Origin of the sequence: Streptomyces sp. NPDC088387, from assembly GCF_044753385.1 — a bacterium.
In the GTDB taxonomy this organism is placed as follows: domain Bacteria; phylum Actinomycetota; class Actinomycetes; order Streptomycetales; family Streptomycetaceae; genus Streptomyces.
Genome location: NZ_JBIVNC010000004.1, coordinates 170,982 through 187,195 on the forward strand (window position 1 = coordinate 170,982; position 16,214 = coordinate 187,195).

The window sequence follows — 16,214 nt, forward strand, 5'->3', positions numbered from 1 at the left end:
GGGAGACGCCATGACCGAGCCCCTGACCCAGTACCTGACCGTCGAAGGCGGCACCCTCGCCTACGAAGTGACCGGCGAGGGGACCGGCAAAGTGACCGGCGAAGTGACTGGCGAGTCCGAGTCCGACCGCCCGCTCATCGTCCTCGCGCACGGCATCGGCAACAGCCGCGAGGCCTACCGCTTCGTCGCCCCCGCGCTCGCGGCGGCCGGATACCGGGTCGCCTCGATGGATCTGCGGGGCTGCGGGGAGTCCAGCGTGGGCTGGCCCTCGTACTCGCGTACCGACATCGCGGGCGATCTGATCGCGCTGGTGAACCACCTCGGCGGCCCGGCCGTGCTGGTCGGCCACTCCATCTCGGGCGGCGCCGCCACGATCGCCGCGGCGAAGGCGCCGGAGCTGATCACCGCGGTGGTCGAGCTGGCGCCCTTCACCCGCAAGCAGCAGGTCTCGCTGGGCGACCTGAAGGTGACGAACTACCGCCGCGGGGCGTTCGCGCTGCTCGGCACCGCCCTGTTCGGCAGTGTCGCGCAGTGGAGGAAGTACCTGGAGCTCGCGTATCCCGGGCAGCGGCCGGACGACTGGGACGAGAGTCTCGCCCGGACCGAGGCGATGATGCGTGAGCCGGGCCGGATGAAGGCCCTCCAGATGATGGGCCGGTCCGCGCCCACGGACGCCGGCGCACAGCTCGGCAACGTCCGGTGCCCGGTGCTGGTCGTCGAGGGCACGCTGGACCCGGACTGGGCCTCGCCGCGGGCGGAGGGCGAGGCGATCGTGGCCGCGCTGCCGGCCGGGCTCGGGCGCCTTGAGATGATCGAGGGCGCGGGACACTACCCGCACGTCCAGTTCCCTCAGCAGGTGGTCGCGTTGACGCAGTCGTTCCTGGAGTCCGTCCGTGCCTAGGGCCGGACTGGATCCCGCCGCGGTCGTCACGGCCGGCGCGGCGCTCGCCGACGAGGTCGGCCTCACGGGCCTGACCATGGGCCTGCTGGCCGAGCGGGTCGGCGTACGGACGCCGTCGTTGTACAAGCACGTCGAGTCCCTGGAAGCGCTGCGGCACGGCATCGCCGTCCGGGCCAAGCGGGAGTTCGGCAACACGCTGGCCCGCGCTGCGGTCGGCCAGTCAGGGCCGGAGGCGGTACGGGCCTTCGCGGACACGTATCGCCGCTGGGCGCTGGAGCATCCCGGGCAGTACGCCGCCACGATCCGCGCCCCCGCCGACGGCGACGAGGAGGACCGCCGGGCCAGCGACGAGTCCCTCCAGATCCTGCTGGACGTCCTCGCCGGTTTCGGGCTGCACGACGCGGAGGCGATCGACGCTGCGCGTACGGTGCGTTCGGCGCTGCACGGCTTTGTGACGCTGGAGAGCGCGGGCGGCTTCGGCCTCCCCCGCGACATCACACGCAGCTACGCCTACCTGATGGACACCCTGATCACGGGCCTGCGCGCCGAGCGCCCCTGACCACTCCCACGGACACCGAGATGACGGCGTCCGACGCACCCCGGAGAACCGGGCCGGCCGCCCCCGACGCCACCGCGCGGCGGCCGGGCATCGTGCACGGCCACCGATGACGAACGGAGACGTACGCGCCCAGTACGCGGCGTAGGGCTCTCAACCGACCTGGGGCGGTGCGAAATTCAGTGGCTCCCCGAGCCCGCCCACCCCACGCTGTACGCCATGGAAGAACCGCGACACGGGATCCGCGCGGCATACACGGAGTCCACGGTCACCGTCTACCAGGCGTACTCCCCGGCCCTCGGCGTTCCGGCCGCCCGCGAGGGACGCTTCCCCGCGGAGTGGAAGCGGGACAGGATGACGTGGATCAAGCCGTCGTTCCTGTGGATGATGTACCGCTGCGGCTGGGGCACCAAGGACGGCCAGGAAACCGTGCTGGCCGTCGAGATCACCCGTGCCGGCTTCGAGTGGGCGCTGCGGCGCGCCTGTCTGTCGGGGTACGCCCCCGGAGTGCACGCCGACCGGGCCGCCTGGCGGCGGGAGCTGAAGTGTTCGCCCGCGCGGGTCCAGTGGGACCCCGAACGGGATCTGCGGCTCCAGCCCCTGCGGTACCGCGCACTTCAGCTCGGTCTCTCCGGCGAGACGGTACGGCGCTACGCGGACGAGTGGACCGTCGGCATCCGTGACGTGACCCCACTCGCCCACCGCGTCCACGCCCTGGTCACCCGCGGCAAGCTGGACGAGGCCGCCGACCTCCTGCCCCGGGAACGGCCGTATCCCGTCACCGGGGATCTCCTGGCCCATCTGAAGGGCTGACCTGCGCTCCCTTGTCGTCCACCCGGTAGCGGTCCGCCCGCGCGGTACGGCGTGTCCTCCGTCACGTCCGTTTCGTCCACCGGACCCGGCGCGGAGCCCATACGCTCCCGAACTCAGATTTCTGTTATCGCCGATGCCGGCACGGGGTCTCCCGTGTGTCGGAGGGCGTGCGGCTGAAGGGTCGGCGCGGTCGGGCACAACCGAGGGAGTGAGTGTGGGCAGGGAAGGCGAAGCGGCGCTGGTGAAGGCGGCGCAGCGGGGGGAGCAGCGGGCGCGGCAGGAACTCGCCGCCGCCTACCTGCCGTTGGTGTACAACATCGTCGGCCGGGCGCTGAACGGGCACGCCGACGTCGACGACGTGGTGCAGGAGACGATGATCCGGGCGCTGAACTCGCTCGGTTCGCTGCGGGATCCGGACAGTTTCCGGTCCTGGCTCGTCGCGATCACCATGAACCGAATACGGGGGCACGTGCACGCCCACCGGACCGAGGCGCTCGTCGACGGGTCGTTGAACGAGGCGCACGACGTGCCCGATCCCGCCTCCGACTTCGTCGAGCTGGCGATTCTGCGGCTCGGGCTCTCCGGGCAGCGGCGTGAGGTCGCCGAGGCGAGCAGATGGCTCGACGCCGACGACCGCGCCCTGTTGTCGCTGTGGTGGCTGGAGGCCGCCGGGCGGCTGAGCCGGGCCGAGGTCGCCGCCGCGATGGAGCTGACCCCGCAGCACACCGCCGTGCGGGTGCAGCGGATGAAGGGGCAGCTGGAGGCCTCGCGGGTGATCGTACGGGCGCTCGCCGCCGACCCGCGGTGCATTCTGCTCGACGACGTCGTCGCCCACTGGGACGGCGTGCCCTCCGCGCTCTGGCGCAAGCGCCTCGTCCGGCACACCCGTGACTGCACGGTCTGCGGCGGCCTCGGCAACGGCCTCGCGCCCGCCGAGGGGCTGCTCGTCGGGCTGGCGCTCGTGCCGGCCGCCGGCGCGCTCGCGGGCACGGCGACCGAGGAGTTCGCACTGGCGTCCGCCGAGGGTGAGCCCACGTACGAGATACCCGCCGGCGGGCGGCTTCAGCAGCGCCAGGGCCGGCGGCGTCAGCGGCGGCGCCGGATCGCGGTGGCCGCCGTCGCCGCACTCGTGGCCGGTGGCGGCGGCATCGCGCTGCTCACGCCGGAGGACAGTGACGACGTACGGTCGCAGGCCGGGCGCGAGTCCGTCGACACGACCGCCGCGCTCACCGCCCCGGACGCCTCCCCCTCGTCCGTCGAGGAGTCCCCGTCCAAGGGCTCGCCGAGTCCGTCGCGCTCCGGCTCCCCCTCCCCCCGCCCCTCGCGGACCCGCTCGGCCGCCCCCAGCACCAAGCCGCCCGCCCCCAGGCCCACGCCGACCCTGTCCACCGCGCGGCCCGACCCGACCCCCGTCAAGGACGAGGCGCCGCCGGAGTCGGTCGCCGGTGAGGTGCTGGCGCTCGTGAACGCCGAACGGGCCGACGCCGGCTGCTCCGCCGTCCGGCAGAACAGCACCCTGGACGTCGCCGCGCAGCGCCACTCCGACGACATGGCCGCCCGGGACTTCTTCGACCACACCAACCCCGACGGCGACGACCCCGGCGACCGCATCACCGCCGCGGGCTACACCTGGAGCACCTACGGCGAGAACATCGCCAAGGGCCAGCAGACCCCGGCCCAGGTCATGCAGGGCTGGATGGACAGCCCCGGCCACCGTGCCAACATCCTCAACTGCGACGTCGAGGAGATGGGCCTCGGTGTGCACGAGGGGTCCGGCGGGCCCTGGTGGACGCAGGTGTTCGCCACCGCCCTGTAGCGCACGGCGGCCGGTCAGCCCCCGCTTCCGTACGGCCTCGTGAAGATCTCCATGTTGTGGCCGTTCGGATCGTCGAAGTACGCCCCACGACCCCCGTCGTTGTGATTGATCTCGCCCTCGCGGGAGTGGTACGGGTCGGCCCAGTACGTCAGTCCGGCCCGCCGGATGCGGTCGAAGATGGTGTCGAAGTCGTCCTCGGAGACCAGGAAGGCGTAGTGCTGCGGTGTGATGGCCCGGCGGGTGTCCATGTAGTCGAGGCTGACGCCGTTGGGGATCTCCACCGGAACGAACGGGCCGTACTCCGGGCTCACTTGGAGCCCCAGCAGGTCCGCGAGGAACCGGGCCGAGGTGTGCTTGTCGTGGGCGGCGACGATCGTGTGGTTCAGCTGGACGGTCATGCCGTGGGCCTCCTTGGGGGCGGGTCCGAGGGCAGCTGACGGGGTCCCTCCCGCCTCCTCCCAGGATCCCTCGCACCCCTCCGCCTGCCCAGTGCGCACCCGGTCCCCCGGCCGGAACCAGCCGCCCGCCGCGCTAAGGTAAGCCTCACCTGAGTAAGCGATCCGGAGCATCGGAGCAGTCGTGCGTACGTTGAGATTCAAGGCAGTCCTGGCGGTGTCCCTCGTCGGCGGTCTGCTGGCCGGCTGCTCCGGCTCCGACGGCGGTGACGCGAGCGCGGTAGGCGACAAGAGCGAGCGCAATCTCGTCGCCGGCGCCTCCGAGGGCCCGTCCGCCGCGCCGAGCGCCCTCGCCGACGGCATGGGCGCGGACACCGACCAGGACGGGACGTTCCCGCGGACGGTCAAGCACTTCAAGGGCAGTACGACGATCAAGACCGAGCCGCGGAAGATCGCCGTGCTCAGCACCGGCCAGCTCGACGACCTGCTCACACTGAACCTGGTCCCGACGGCCACGACCCGCGCCGAGAACGCCGGACTCGTACCGGACTATCTGGCCGACGCCTTCCCGCGGCAGAAGGCGAAGCTGGCCGGGATGACGGACGTGGGCACGCGCGCCGCGCCCAACCTCGAATCGCTCGCCGCCGCCAAGCCCGATCTGATCCTCGCCAACGACTCGCTCGGCGAGCTCTACCCCAAGCTGTCGAAGATCGCCCCGACCGTGGTCACCGCCGGCCAGGGCATCAACTGGAAGCGCGACCTGCTGCTCGTCGGCGACGCCGTCGGCAAGGGGCAGGAGGCGCGGCGGACGCTGGACGGGATCGTCGCCGACGCCACCGCGAAGGGCAAGGCGGTACCAGGCGGGCCGACCGTGTCGATGATCCGGTTCACCCCGGACCGGACGCGGATGTTCGGGGTGTCCTCCTTCACCGGCTCGATCGCCGTCGACATGGGGCTTCAGCGGCCCGAGTCGCAGCGGTTCAACGCCATCTCGGAGGACATCGGCGCGGAGAGCATCGACACCGCCGACGGTGACTGGATCTTCTACTCCGTGCAGGGCGACGCCGACAAGACGGATGCCGGGAGCGTGCTGGGCGGGCCGCTGTGGAAGTCGATGAAGGGCGTGACGGCGGGGCACGCGGTCAAGGTCGACGACGACCCCTGGTACCTCAACGCCGGTCCCACGGCCGCGAAGCTCGTCGTACGGCAGCTCGCCGAGCACCTGGGTTCGTGACCGGAACGGCCTCGGGCCGGCGTACGTCGCCGGTCCGGCACCTCGTCTGGCCGGCGGCCACCCTCGCGGTGGCCGCCGTCGCCGTACTCAGCCTCGCGGTCGGCACCCGGCAGGTGCCACCGGCCGCCGTGCTCGACGCGCTCCTCCACGGCGGGAGTTCACCGGACGCCCTGGTCGTGCGGTCGTTGCGGGTGCCGCGCACCGAGATCGGGCTGACCGCCGGGGCCGCGCTCGGGATGGCGGGGGCCGCGTTGCAGGCGGTGACCCGCAATCCGCTCGCGGACCCCGGGATCCTCGGGCTGAGCCAGGGGGCGGCGGCGGGGGTCGTCCTGGCCATCGGCTTCGGGCTCGCGAGCGGCTTCGGGGGGTACGTCTGGTACGCCTTCGCCGGGGCCGTCGTCGCGGCCTGTCTGGTGTACGGGATCGCCGCGCGGGGGCGCGGTGGCGCTACGCCGGTGAAGCTGGCGTTGGCGGGGACCGCGCTGGCCGCGATGACGGCCGGAGGGACGACGGTCGTACTGACGTCCAGTTCGGCGACGCTGGACCAGTTCCGGTTCTGGCAGGTGGGGTCGCTGAGCGGGCGGGACGCCGGGACCGTGGTGTCGATGCTGCCGTTCCTGGCGGTGGGCGTGGTGCTGGTGCTGGCGTGTGCTCGGGGGCTGGACGCGCTGGCGCTGGGGGACGAGACGGCTCGGGCGCTGGGGCATCGGGTGGCGGTGGTGCGGGGCGCTGCCGCGTTGGGGGCGACGTTGCTGACGGCGGCGGCGGTGGCCGCGGCGGGGCCGGTGGCGTTTGTGGGGCTGGCGGTGCCGCATCTTGCCCGGCGGGTGGTGCGGGGCGGGTACCGGGTGGTGCTGCCGCTGTCGGGGGTGCTGGGGGCCGGGTTGTTGGTGGGGGCGGATGTGGTGGGGCGGGTGGTGCGGGCTCCTGCGGAGGTGCCGGCGGGGGTGATGACGGCGTTGGTGGGAGTACCGGTGCTGGTCGTTCTCGTACGGCGTCGGGGGGCCGTGAGTTGAGCGGCGACCGGCGTGGGGGTCGGGGGGTGGGTACGCGGCCCGGCGTTGACGGGACGCCGCCCGCGTCTACCCTCCCCCACTCTCGGCTTCGCTCGAGCGGGGGGACCCCCATCGCCCCAGGCGGCCTGGTTGTTCGGCCCCATCCCCAGGTCTCGCTCGTGCTTCACCGGCGGTCCGTCATCGTCGGTGTCGGGCTTCTTGGGGTGTTGGTCGGTGTGATGGTCGCTGCCGCCTGTTTGGGGCAGACCTTTGTGTCCCCCCTCCAGGTGTGGCGGACTCTTCGGGGGGAGGACACCCCCTACGCGTTGGTGGTCGGGGAGCTCCGGGTGCCTCGGATCGTTGTCGGGGCGCTGGTCGGGGGTGCCCTCGGGGTGTCCGGCGCACTGGTGCAGACCGTGACGCGCAATCCGTTGGCCAGTCCCGATGTGATCGGCGTGGGGCACGGGGCCGCCGCCGCGACCGTGCTGGCGCTGTCGACCGGGGCCGTCGCCTCGCCGGGCGCGCTGCCCGCCGTATCCGTCGCGGGCGGACTCGCTGCCGCCGCGCTCGTCTACGTGCTGGCCTGGCGGCACGGCATGCAGCCCAGCCGGTTCGTGCTGACCGGCGTCGGGATCGGGGTCGCCCTGTCGGCCGTGGTGCAGCTCTATCTGACGGACAGCGAGCTGGAGGCCGCCGAGCAGGTCAAGCTGTGGCTGACCGGCAGTCTCAACGGCCGGGGCTGGGAACAGGCCCGCCCCCTCGCGCTCGTCCTGCTGCTCGCGCTGCCCGCGCTGGTGTGGGCGAGCCGTGCCGTACGGCCGCTGGGCCTGGATCCTGAGACGGCCGCCGCGATCGGTGTGCGGGTGAACCGCACCCGGCTGGGGCTGACCGTCCTCGGTGTGGTGCTCGCGGCGGTCGCGACCGGCGCCGCCGGACCCATCGGGTTCGTCGCGCTGACCGCACCGCAACTCGCGCGCAGACTCACCCGCACCCCTCAACTACCCCTGCTCTCCTCGGCGTTGACAGGGGCCGTCATCCTGGTCGCGGCGGATCTCGCGGCCCGTACGTTGCTGCCGCCGCTGGAGATACCCGTCGGCGCCCTCACCTCGCTGGTCGGCGGCCCGTATCTGCTGTGGCTGCTGGGCCGTCGTACCACGAGGTGAGAGCGCCGGACGCGGCTCAGATCGTCGACGTGTCGATGACGAAGCGGTAGCGGACGTCGCTGGCGAGGACCCGCTCGTAGGCCTCGTTGATCTGGTCCGCGCGGATGACCTCGATCTCGGAGCCCAGGCCGTGCTCGGCGCAGAAGTCGAGCATCTCCTGGGTCTCGCGGATGCCGCCGATGCTGGACCCGGCGAGGGTCTTGCGGCCGGCGATCACCGAGAAGAGGTTGAGCGCGATCGGCTCCTCGGGGGCGCCCACGTTCACCAGCGCGCCGTCGGTCTTCAGCAGCGAGAGGTACGCGCCGAAGTCGAGCGGGGCCGAGACCGTGGAGACGATCAGGTCGAAGGTGCCGGCCAGTTCCTGGAAGGTCTTCGGGTCGCTGGTGGCGTAGTAGTGGTCGGCGCCCAGCTTCAGGCCGTCGTCCTTCTTGCGCAGCGACTGGGAGAGGACCGTGACCTCGGCGCCGAGGGCGTGCGCGAGCTTGACGGCCATGTGGCCGAGACCGCCCAGGCCGAGCACGGCGACCTTCTTGCCGGGGCCCGCGTTCCAGTGCTTGAGCGGGGAGTACGTGGTGATGCCGGCGCACAGCAGCGGCGCGGCCTCGTCGAGGCCGATGCCCTCGGGGATGCCGACGACGTAGTTCTCGTCGACGACGATCGTCCGCGCGTAGCCGCCGTAGGTCGGCTCGCCGTCCTTGCCGACGCCGTTGTACGTCATCACGTTGCCGCCGGTGCAGTACTGCTCCAGGCCGGCCTTGCAGTTCGCGCACTCGCGGCAGGAGTCGACCATGCAGCCGACGCCGACGCGGTCTCCGACGGCGAACCTCGTCACGCCGGGGCCGACCTCGGTGACGATGCCCGCGATCTCGTGGCCGGGGACCATCGGGAAGATGGCCTCGCCCCAGCCCTCGCGGGCCTGGTGGATGTCGGAGTGGCAGATTCCGGAGAACTTGATGTCGATCAGGACGTCGTTCTCACGGACCGCCCGGCGCTCGATGGTGGTGCGCTCCAGGGGGGCCTTCGCCGCGGGGGCGGCGTATGCGGCAACGGTGGTCATGCCGGGGTTCTCCTCGGAAGAGAGAGTGGTCCACGCCCGGCTGTCTTCCGCCGGACATGTCGTCCAGCGTGCCGCTCACTCCAACATTTACCCAGGTCACAGCTCTGCGTACGTTCGCTGTGCCTACTACTGGCGGGGACAGGTTCAACTGCGTACGACCGTCCATACTGGACGTATGGACGCCACTGGACGGATGGACGCGGTGGAGGCACAGGCCCGGCCGGTACCGGAGGCCGGGAACAGTGCCCTGGACCGGCGGGCCGAGCTGAGCGAGTTCCTGCGTACCCGGCGGGCCCGGCTGAAGCCGGAGGACGTGGGGCTGCCCGACTTCGGCCGGCACCGCCGGGTCCCGGGGCTGCGGCGCGAGGAGCTGGCCCAGCTGGCGGGTGTCTCGGTGGCGTACTACACCCGTCTGGAACAGGGCAACGGACGCAACGTGTCCCCGGAGGTGCTGACCTCGATCGCCCGTGCGCTGCGGCTCACCGATGACGAGCAGGCGCATCTGACCCATCTGGCGCGACCGCAGCGGCACAAGAAGAAGACGGTGGGTGCGGGGCGGGCGCAGCATGTGCGGCCCGCGCTGCGGCAGCTGCTCGACGCCTTCGACAACGTCCCGGCGTACATCTCCGGGCGGCGCACGGACATCCTCGTCTGGAACCGGATGGCCACGGCGCTGTTCGGGGACTGGGGGCAGCTGCCGGAGGCCGAGCGGAACTGGGCACGGCTGGTGTTCCTGCGGCCCGACTACCGGGAGCTGTTCCTGGACTGGGAGCAGAAGGCGATCGACATCGTCTGTCTGCTGCGGATGGACGCCGGGCGGTGCCCCGACGATCCCCGGTTGTCCGCGCTGGTCGGGGAGTTGTCGGTGAAGAGCGAGGAGTTCCGGCGGCTGTGGGCGAAGCACGACGTCAAGGAGAAGACGTTCGGGCTGAAGAAGCTCCAGCATCCCGTGGTGGGGCGGCTGGACCTTCAGTTCGAGTCGTTCCGGTCGGCCGGGGACGGTGATCAGGCGCTGATCACGTATCACGCGGAGCCGGGGTCCCCGTCGGCGGAGTCGCTGCGGCTGCTGGCCAGTTGGGGCGCCGACACGGTGTCCCGGCCCGTGTGACCGACGGCCTGCGCCCACCGAAGCCGAAGCGGACACCGACACCGACACCGACACCGACACCGACACCGACACGCGAACGGACAAACGGCCCCGCGGATGACGTACTCCGCGGGGCCGTTCGCCGTTGGCCGGGTCGGGGCGGCCGGAGCCGCCCTACGCCGTCATCGCCCTACTTGGCGTAGTAGGCGTTGTAGATCGACAGCGTCGACTTGTTGTTCTTCTTGTCGGTGATCTTGGCGTGGAAGGAGATGGCCTTCCCCTTCGCCGGGTTCTTGACGGTGATCTTGCCGTTGCGGACGTCGGTCTTCTTCCAGGTCTGGCCGTAGTCGTAGGAGACGTAGACCGCCAGGGACTTCAGGTTGCTGCCCTTGGCCGCGCCCTCGACGACGACCGGGAAGGTGGCCGTGGAGTTCGCGGTGACCTTGCTGTCGGCGCCGACCGGCGCCTGGAAGCGGACCGTGGAGGCCGGCAGCTGGACGGAGCCCGACGGCTTCTTCGAACGGAACGTCCAGCTGGCGTCGATCCGGGTGGACGCCTCGGCGACCTTGACGCTGCGCTTGACCGAGGTGGTCAGACGGTACTCGGCGTCACCGGCGGGCACCCGGAAGGGGTCGCCGCCGAACAGCGGGTCGGAGTTGGAGCCGACCTTGGTGCCGTTGCGGTACAGGGTGGTCGTCGCCGAGGTGAGGAGCGACGAGCCGGCGTTCTTCTTCGAGTCGGAGAACAGCGGCACAAAACCGTAGATGTCGTTGCCGTCGCGGAACACACCGAAGGTCTTGTCCAGGGTCGGCCCGAACACGGCACGGTTGACGGTCTTCGAGTAGGTCTTGCCGCCCTTGAAGGCCTCAAGGGTGGAGACCGAGTAGCCCGCGTCGACGATCGGCCAGCCGTCGGGGTCGACACCGCCGTACTGGTCGAAGCTGAGGTCCCACTTCGCGCCGCTCACCGTGGAGAGGTAGAGCGTGCGGGTGCCGGGCAGCTTCTGCTCCGGGGAGATGGCGCTGGCGCCGGAGGACTCGGGCAGCCAGCCGAACGCGGTGACGGCGCCGGTCTTGCCGCGCGCGGGCGCGCCCGCGTTCACCTTGACGGTGGCCAGCTCGGAGGCCTTGTAGTGCTTGGTGTAGCCGTTGGCCAGCTGCTTGACCTTGCCACCGACGGTCGTCGAGTACTGCTTGTCGGCACCCTTGGCCCAGTGAGCGTCCCACTGCTGGGCGAGCGAACCGTCGGTGATCTGCGGACCGATGTGCGCGGTGTGGAAGTTGGAGTACGAGTCCAGCCACCAGCCGAAGCTGGCCCCGTTGTTGCCCTCCGTGACGTCGTAGCTCGGCGCGGCGAAACTGGACTTGGCGGCCGCGTCGGGCACGGTGATGTCGACCGGCTTGGCCTTGCGGGCGTCCACCGTGAGCGTCGTGTTCTTGGTGACGTTGAGCTTCGGCTGGGCGAGCCAGTCGATGCCCTTGGCGGCGTCCTCGGGGTCGACGAAGACATTGCCGTCGAAGAGGTACGTGCCCTTGGGGACGCGCACCTTGACCGTGCCGGAGTTCTCGTTCCAGACCGGGATGTACGAGGACGCCCCGGCGCCGCTGAGGCCGAGGAGGGTGCTGCTGTAGTTCCGGGCCTCCTTGCCGTCACGGCCGATGTGCTTGACGGTGAGGTCGTACGACTCCACCTCACGCTGCACGCCGGCCGCCGTACGCACGCTCTGCCCGCCGCCGGTCGCGACGACGTAGGCGGAGTACGCGCCGTCGACCGTGCCGCCGAGCTTGGTGTTGACGGTGACGTCGACGGAGGCGGTGCCGCCGGCGGGGACGGTGACCTTGGTCGCGCCGAGCTTGAAGAAGCCGGCCGGAGCGGCCTGGCCCTTGGGGTTGGTGGCCGTGGACGCCAGGTTCAGCGTCACCGCCGCCGTACCGGTGTTGCGGTAGGTGAGCTTCTTGGTGACCGGGGTGTCGTCGGTGTGCGGCCAGGACTGGGTGCCGAAGCTCACCGAGACCGGCTCGGCGAACACGGTCTGCTTGATCGCCTTGTCCACCTGGATCCGGCCCGAACCCTGCTCGAACACCGAGTACTTGCCGCCCTTGGTGGAGGCGGTCAGCGCGGCCTTCAGCTCGGTGTACGTCCAGTCCGGGTGCTGCTGCTTCAGGATCGCGGCGGCACCGGCCACATGCGGGGTCGCCATCGACGTACCGTCGATCGTCAGGTAACCGGGCGGGTTCTCCCCGACCTCCTGCTCGATGAGGCTGCCCTTGGCGGACGCGGCGGTGATGGCGACGCCGGGCGCGGTGACGTCCGGCTTGATCGCACCGTCGAGACGCGGACCCGTGCTGGAGAAGTCGGCCAGCACGTCCTTGTCGTCGACCGCGCCCACCGTCAGCGCGGCGTCCGCGCTGCCCGGCGAACCGATGCTCTGCGGACCGGCGTTGCCCGCGGCGATCGCGAACAGCACACCCTTCTCCGCGGAGAGCTTGTTGACCGCGGCCTCCAGCGGGTCGATCTCCGGGGAGTCGCCGCCGCCCAGGCTCATGTTGATGACGTCGGCGCCCTGTGCGGCCGCCCACTCCATGCCCGCGAGGATGCCCGAGTCGTCGCCGAAGCCCGAGTCGTCGAGGACCTTGCCGTTGAGGATGGTCGCGCCGGGCGCGACACCCTTGAACTTGCCGCCCGACTTCGCGCCGGTGCCCGCCGCGATCGACGCGACATGCGTGCCGTGGCCGTACTTGTCGCTCGCGTCGGCGGCGCCGGTGAAGTTCTTCGACTCGACGACCTGCGTCTTCAGGTCCGGGTGGGTGGTGTCCACACCGGTGTCCAGGACGGCGATCTTGACGCCCTTGCCGTCGAACCCGGCGGACCACGCCTTCGGGGCGCCGATCTGCGGGACGGACTTGTCCAGGGCCACCTTGCGGACCCCGTCGAGCCACACGTGCGCGATGCCCGAGGCGCTGCGGTCGCCGTTGGTGACGGCCGCCCACAGGTCCGGGGCGTCGTCCTTCGGCGTCTGCACCGCGTCCGCGTTCAGCGACTTCAGCGACTGCCGCAGCGTGCCCGCGTCGCGCACGTCGGACTTGGCCGCGCTCGCGGCGCCCTTGTAGCCGACGATGACCTTCAGGCCGTTCTTCTGGGCCTTGCGGTTCGCCGCCTTGTTCAGCTCGGTGACGTCGAACAGCCGCTGGTCCAGCGTGCCGTTGGCCACCAGATGGGCCGCGTCCGCGGGGATCACCAGCGTGTGGCCGTCGGCGCGGCGGACCTGGACGGGTATCCCCTCACGGCCCTTCGCGGGCTCCAGACCGGTGACCCGGCCCTTCGCGTCCAGCGCCACCCGGTCACCGGTGATCAGGGTGATGTGATGCTTGGCCGGCGCCTGCACGGAACCGGCGGCGCTCTGTTCGGCCTCCGCGGACGCCGGGCTGGTCAGACCCGCGGCGAGGGCCACTGCGGCGGCAGCGGCAACGGTCGCCGCGCCCGCTCTGTTGAATTGTCTGCGCAAGACTCCCCCAGGAGACGAGTTTCCGGGCGCCCTTGGCGTTCACCCGGCCGGGGGTGGTCTCGTACATGTGCGCGTGCACCCCCCGGACCTCGCAGTATGCCGGGGGGTGATCGTGAGCCTCAATAGGGTGCTCTGTCACGACTTCGCTATAAGGAGCCTGTGGGGCGCGTGAGTTCACGCCGAGCGCTGCCCGGGTGCCTCACGCGCCGGCGTTCTCCTTCACCGAGATCTTGCCCTTGCGGATCGTCGCGAGACGCGGGGCCTTCTTCGCTATCGCGGAGTCGTGGGTGACCATGATGAAGGTCAGCCCGTGCTCCTTCCACATGGTCTCCAGTACGTCCATGATCTCGTCGCGCATCGACTCGTCGAGGTTTCCGGTGGGTTCGTCGGCGAGCAGCACCTTCGGCCGCTTCACCAGGGCGCGGGCGATCGCGACGCGCTGCTGCTGGCCGCCGGACATCTCGCCGGGGACGTGACCGCGGCGCTCGCCGAGGCCGACCGACTCCAGCGCCTCCGCGGACCGTTCGGCGCGCTCCTTCGCCTTGATGCCGAGGGGTACGAGGGCGGTCTCGACGTTCTCCTGGGCGGTGAGCGTCGGGATGAGGTTGAAGCTCTGGAAGACGAAGCCGATGTTCTCGCTGCGGACGCGGGTGAGGCGGGCCTCGGGGAGCTTGGCGAGGTCGACGCCGTCGAGGATCACCTCGCCGGAGGTGGGGCGGTCGAGACCGCCGAGCATCTGCAACAGGGTGGACTTGCCACCGCCGGTGGGGCCCTGGATGACCAGGCGGTCGCCGTCGGCGATGGTGAGGTCGATGCCGGCGAGGGCGTCGACCTTCTGCTTGCCGCGCATGTATCGCTTGGTCACTGCGGTGAGTTCGTACATGGGGTTGCTCCTGGGAGGGGATCGGGGTGGTGACTCTGCTTGTTCGGCTGCGAATGGTGGTGGGCTGGTCGCGCAGTTCCCCGCGCCCCTGGGTCGGCTCAGCTGCGGGCAGTCGTGCCGCTGGGGCGGGACAGGTGGGCGGTGGGGGTCCCCCGCTCGATCGAAGCCGAGAGTGGGGAGGCACCCCGTCGCACCCGTCGTGCCGGGCTGCGCGACGCCCACCGCCCGCCACCAGCGCCGCCGGCTACTCGACCCGGCGCAAGGCGTCCGCAGGGCGCAGGCGCGACGCCCGCCACCCACCGAACGCGCCCGCGATCAACCCACCCGTCACAGCCAGCCCCACCGCAAGCGCGATGGTGGTCACCGAAACCGGCGCGGTGAGCGCGACATCCAGCGTCCGGGGCGCGGCCTGCTCGGCCATCATCCGGCCCATACCGCCACCGCCACCGCCGCCGGCCGCCTCCGCCCCGGCGGAGCCGAGTTCGGCCGACAGCGTCGGGCTCACCGCGGTGACGGCGTACGCCCCCGCCAGCCCGATCGCGATCCCCAGCGCACCGCCGACGAGCCCGTTGACCATGGCCTCACCGACGACCTGACCGGTCACCCGGCCCGACTTCCACCCCAGCGCCTTGAGCGTGCCGAACTCCCGCACTCGCCGCGACACCGCGGACGAGGTGAGCAGCCCGGCCACCAGGAACGCGGCGATGAGCACCGCGATCGACAGCCACGTACCGACCTTGGTCGCGAGGTCGGACGCGGTGGACAGCGAACCGCTGACGGTGTCCGCGAGATCCGCGGAGGTCGTCACGGTGGTGTCGGAGATGTTCTGCTGGATGTCCGACTTGACGGCGTCGATCTGCTGGGAGTCCGTCGCCTGGACGTAGATCGTGGTGATCTTGTCCTTGGAGTCGCTGAGCGTCTGGGCCTGCTCCAGCGGGATGTAGAGGTTGGCCGCGGAGTCGCCGCTGTCGGCCGTGGCGATGCCGATCACCTCGTACTTGACGTCCTTGATGGTGACGTCGGACCCCGTCTTGAGGTCGTTCTCCTTGGCGTACGCCGCGTCGGCGACGACCACCTTGGCGTTGGTCTCCGACGCCTCGAAGGTACGGCCGCTGGTGATCTTGGAGGTGGTCAGCGGACCGAGGTCCTGATGGGTGACGTCGGTGCCGTAGAGGGTGTAGCTGTTGATGTCGAAGTTGGCGCCGCCGCCCTCGACCCGGCCGCCGCCACCGCCACCGCCGCCGGTGTCGCCGCCGGCGCCGCCTCCGCCGCCGCCCTCCTGCTGGAACTGGCCGGGGGTGAACTCGCCGTTGACCTTCATGACCTGGAGGTTCAGTCCGCCGATGGCCTCGGCGACGCCGTTCTGGTCACCGACCTTGGTCACCGTGGAGGAGGCCAGCGTCTGGAAGCCCTGGACGACCACGCGGTCGCTGCTCTGCTCCTCCTCCGAGTCCGCGTCGAACCGGAAGTTCGGCCGCTCGGGGGCCGCGTCGGGATCGACCGCCTTGGTGACGGTGATGTCGGTGCCGAGACCGTAGAGGGACTCCAGCACCTTGTCCTGGGCCTTGCCCATGCCGGACGACACGGAGTTGACCACGATGACCAGCGCGATACCCAGCGCGAGTCCGGAGGCGACGACGAGGGCCGCTTTTCTACGGCGGCGCAACTCGCGCCTCAGGTAGGTGAAGAACATGTGCGGCAACGTATGGAGACACCGTGATGACGCCATAAGGCCGGGATAAGAGAAGGATGAGAAGGCCGGGATCCGCCGATCCGTGATGAGCCGGGAAACGCGAATGCCGCCCCCGT

13 protein-coding genes are annotated in these 16,214 nt (G+C 71.0%); 8 read left to right on the forward strand and 5 right to left on the reverse strand.

Going from position 1 to position 16,214, the window contains the following annotated elements; genetic code table 11:
- The first annotated feature begins 22 nt into the window (after window positions 1-22).
- From ACIQAC_RS12245 to ACIQAC_RS12260, 4 genes are all read left to right on the forward strand, one after another.
- Complete coding sequence (locus ACIQAC_RS12245; RefSeq protein WP_402190672.1) at window positions 23-901, forward strand: alpha/beta fold hydrolase; 879 nt, start codon at window positions 23-25, stop codon at window positions 899-901.
- On the forward strand, window positions 894-1,460 hold the full coding sequence (locus ACIQAC_RS12250) for a TetR/AcrR family transcriptional regulator (protein ID WP_402189620.1): 567 nt from the start codon (window positions 894-896) through the stop codon (window positions 1,458-1,460). Before ACIQAC_RS12245 ends, ACIQAC_RS12250 begins: the two co-directional genes overlap by 8 nt.
- Before the next feature lie 216 nt (window positions 1,461-1,676).
- Window positions 1,677-2,270: a DUF4291 domain-containing protein gene (locus ACIQAC_RS12255; RefSeq protein WP_402189621.1), complete on the forward strand. Its 594-nt coding sequence runs from the start codon at window positions 1,677-1,679 to the stop codon at window positions 2,268-2,270.
- A 214-nt stretch (window positions 2,271-2,484) separates the two neighbouring features.
- Window positions 2,485-4,086: a sigma-70 family RNA polymerase sigma factor gene (locus ACIQAC_RS12260; protein WP_402189624.1), complete on the forward strand. Its 1,602-nt coding sequence runs from the start codon at window positions 2,485-2,487 to the stop codon at window positions 4,084-4,086.
- 14 nt (window positions 4,087-4,100) lie between these two features.
- Here the strand turns inward: ACIQAC_RS12260 and ACIQAC_RS12265 are convergent, their stop codons facing one another.
- Window positions 4,101-4,484: a VOC family protein gene (locus ACIQAC_RS12265; RefSeq protein ID WP_402189627.1), complete on the reverse strand. Its 384-nt coding sequence runs from the start codon at window positions 4,482-4,484 to the stop codon at window positions 4,101-4,103.
- A 181-nt stretch (window positions 4,485-4,665) separates the two neighbouring features.
- Between ACIQAC_RS12265 and ACIQAC_RS12270 the strand changes: the two genes are divergently transcribed.
- From ACIQAC_RS12270 to ACIQAC_RS12280, 3 genes are all read left to right on the forward strand, one after another.
- A complete protein-coding gene (locus tag ACIQAC_RS12270; RefSeq protein ID WP_402189630.1) occupies window positions 4,666-5,715 on the forward strand; it encodes an ABC transporter substrate-binding protein in 1,050 nt (349 codons plus the stop codon).
- Window positions 5,712-6,731, forward strand: coding sequence for a FecCD family ABC transporter permease (locus ACIQAC_RS12275; protein ID WP_402189633.1), 1,020 nt, complete (start codon window positions 5,712-5,714; stop codon window positions 6,729-6,731). The genes ACIQAC_RS12270 and ACIQAC_RS12275 overlap by 4 nt, the downstream gene beginning before the upstream one ends.
- A gap of 110 nt (window positions 6,732-6,841) precedes the next feature.
- A complete protein-coding gene (locus tag ACIQAC_RS12280) occupies window positions 6,842-7,873 on the forward strand; it encodes a FecCD family ABC transporter permease (RefSeq protein ID WP_402190675.1) in 1,032 nt (343 codons plus the stop codon).
- A 16-nt stretch (window positions 7,874-7,889) separates the two neighbouring features.
- Here the strand turns inward: ACIQAC_RS12280 and ACIQAC_RS12285 are convergent, their stop codons facing one another.
- A complete protein-coding gene (locus ACIQAC_RS12285) occupies window positions 7,890-8,930 on the reverse strand; it encodes an NAD(P)-dependent alcohol dehydrogenase (protein WP_402189635.1) in 1,041 nt (346 codons plus the stop codon).
- Window positions 8,931-9,123: 193 nt separating this feature from the next.
- Between ACIQAC_RS12285 and ACIQAC_RS12290 the strand changes: the two genes are divergently transcribed.
- Window positions 9,124-10,038, forward strand: a complete 915-nt coding sequence (locus ACIQAC_RS12290) for a helix-turn-helix domain-containing protein (protein WP_402190676.1) — start codon at window positions 9,124-9,126, stop codon at window positions 10,036-10,038.
- Window positions 10,039-10,207: 169 nt separating this feature from the next.
- On the opposite strand, the gene ACIQAC_RS12295 is transcribed toward ACIQAC_RS12290, so the two are convergent.
- The 3 genes from ACIQAC_RS12295 to ACIQAC_RS12305 form a co-directional block, all read right to left on the reverse strand.
- Entirely contained in the window at window positions 10,208-13,522 is a 3,315-nt protein-coding gene (locus ACIQAC_RS12295; protein ID WP_402189638.1) for a S8 family peptidase, read from the reverse strand.
- 199 nt (window positions 13,523-13,721) lie between these two features.
- Complete coding sequence (locus ACIQAC_RS12300; RefSeq protein WP_402189640.1) at window positions 13,722-14,405, reverse strand: ABC transporter ATP-binding protein; 684 nt, start codon at window positions 14,403-14,405, stop codon at window positions 13,722-13,724.
- Window positions 14,406-14,649: 244 nt separating this feature from the next.
- Window positions 14,650-16,098 carry an ABC transporter permease gene (locus tag ACIQAC_RS12305; RefSeq protein WP_402189642.1) on the reverse strand — a complete coding sequence of 483 codons (1,449 nt, stop codon included), beginning with the start codon at window positions 16,096-16,098 and terminating at the stop codon, window positions 14,650-14,652.
- Window positions 16,099-16,214: the final 116 nt, after the last annotated feature.

Coding starts and splice junctions, on each gene's coding strand:
- ACIQAC_RS12255 (WP_402189621.1), top strand. CDS start 1,677: ATGGAAGAACCGCGACACGGGATCCGCGCGGCATACACGGAGTCCACG.
- ACIQAC_RS12265 (WP_402189627.1), bottom strand. CDS start 4,484: ATGACCGTCCAGCTGAACCACACGATCGTCGCCGCCCACGACAAGCAC.
- ACIQAC_RS12285 (WP_402189635.1), bottom strand. CDS start 8,930: ATGACCACCGTTGCCGCATACGCCGCCCCCGCGGCGAAGGCCCCCCTG.
- ACIQAC_RS12290 (WP_402190676.1), top strand. CDS start 9,124: ATGGACGCGGTGGAGGCACAGGCCCGGCCGGTACCGGAGGCCGGGAAC.
- ACIQAC_RS12300 (WP_402189640.1), bottom strand. CDS start 14,405: ATGTACGAACTCACCGCAGTGACCAAGCGATACATGCGCGGCAAGCAG.
- ACIQAC_RS12305 (WP_402189642.1), bottom strand. CDS start 16,098: ATGTTCTTCACCTACCTGAGGCGCGAGTTGCGCCGCCGTAGAAAAGCG.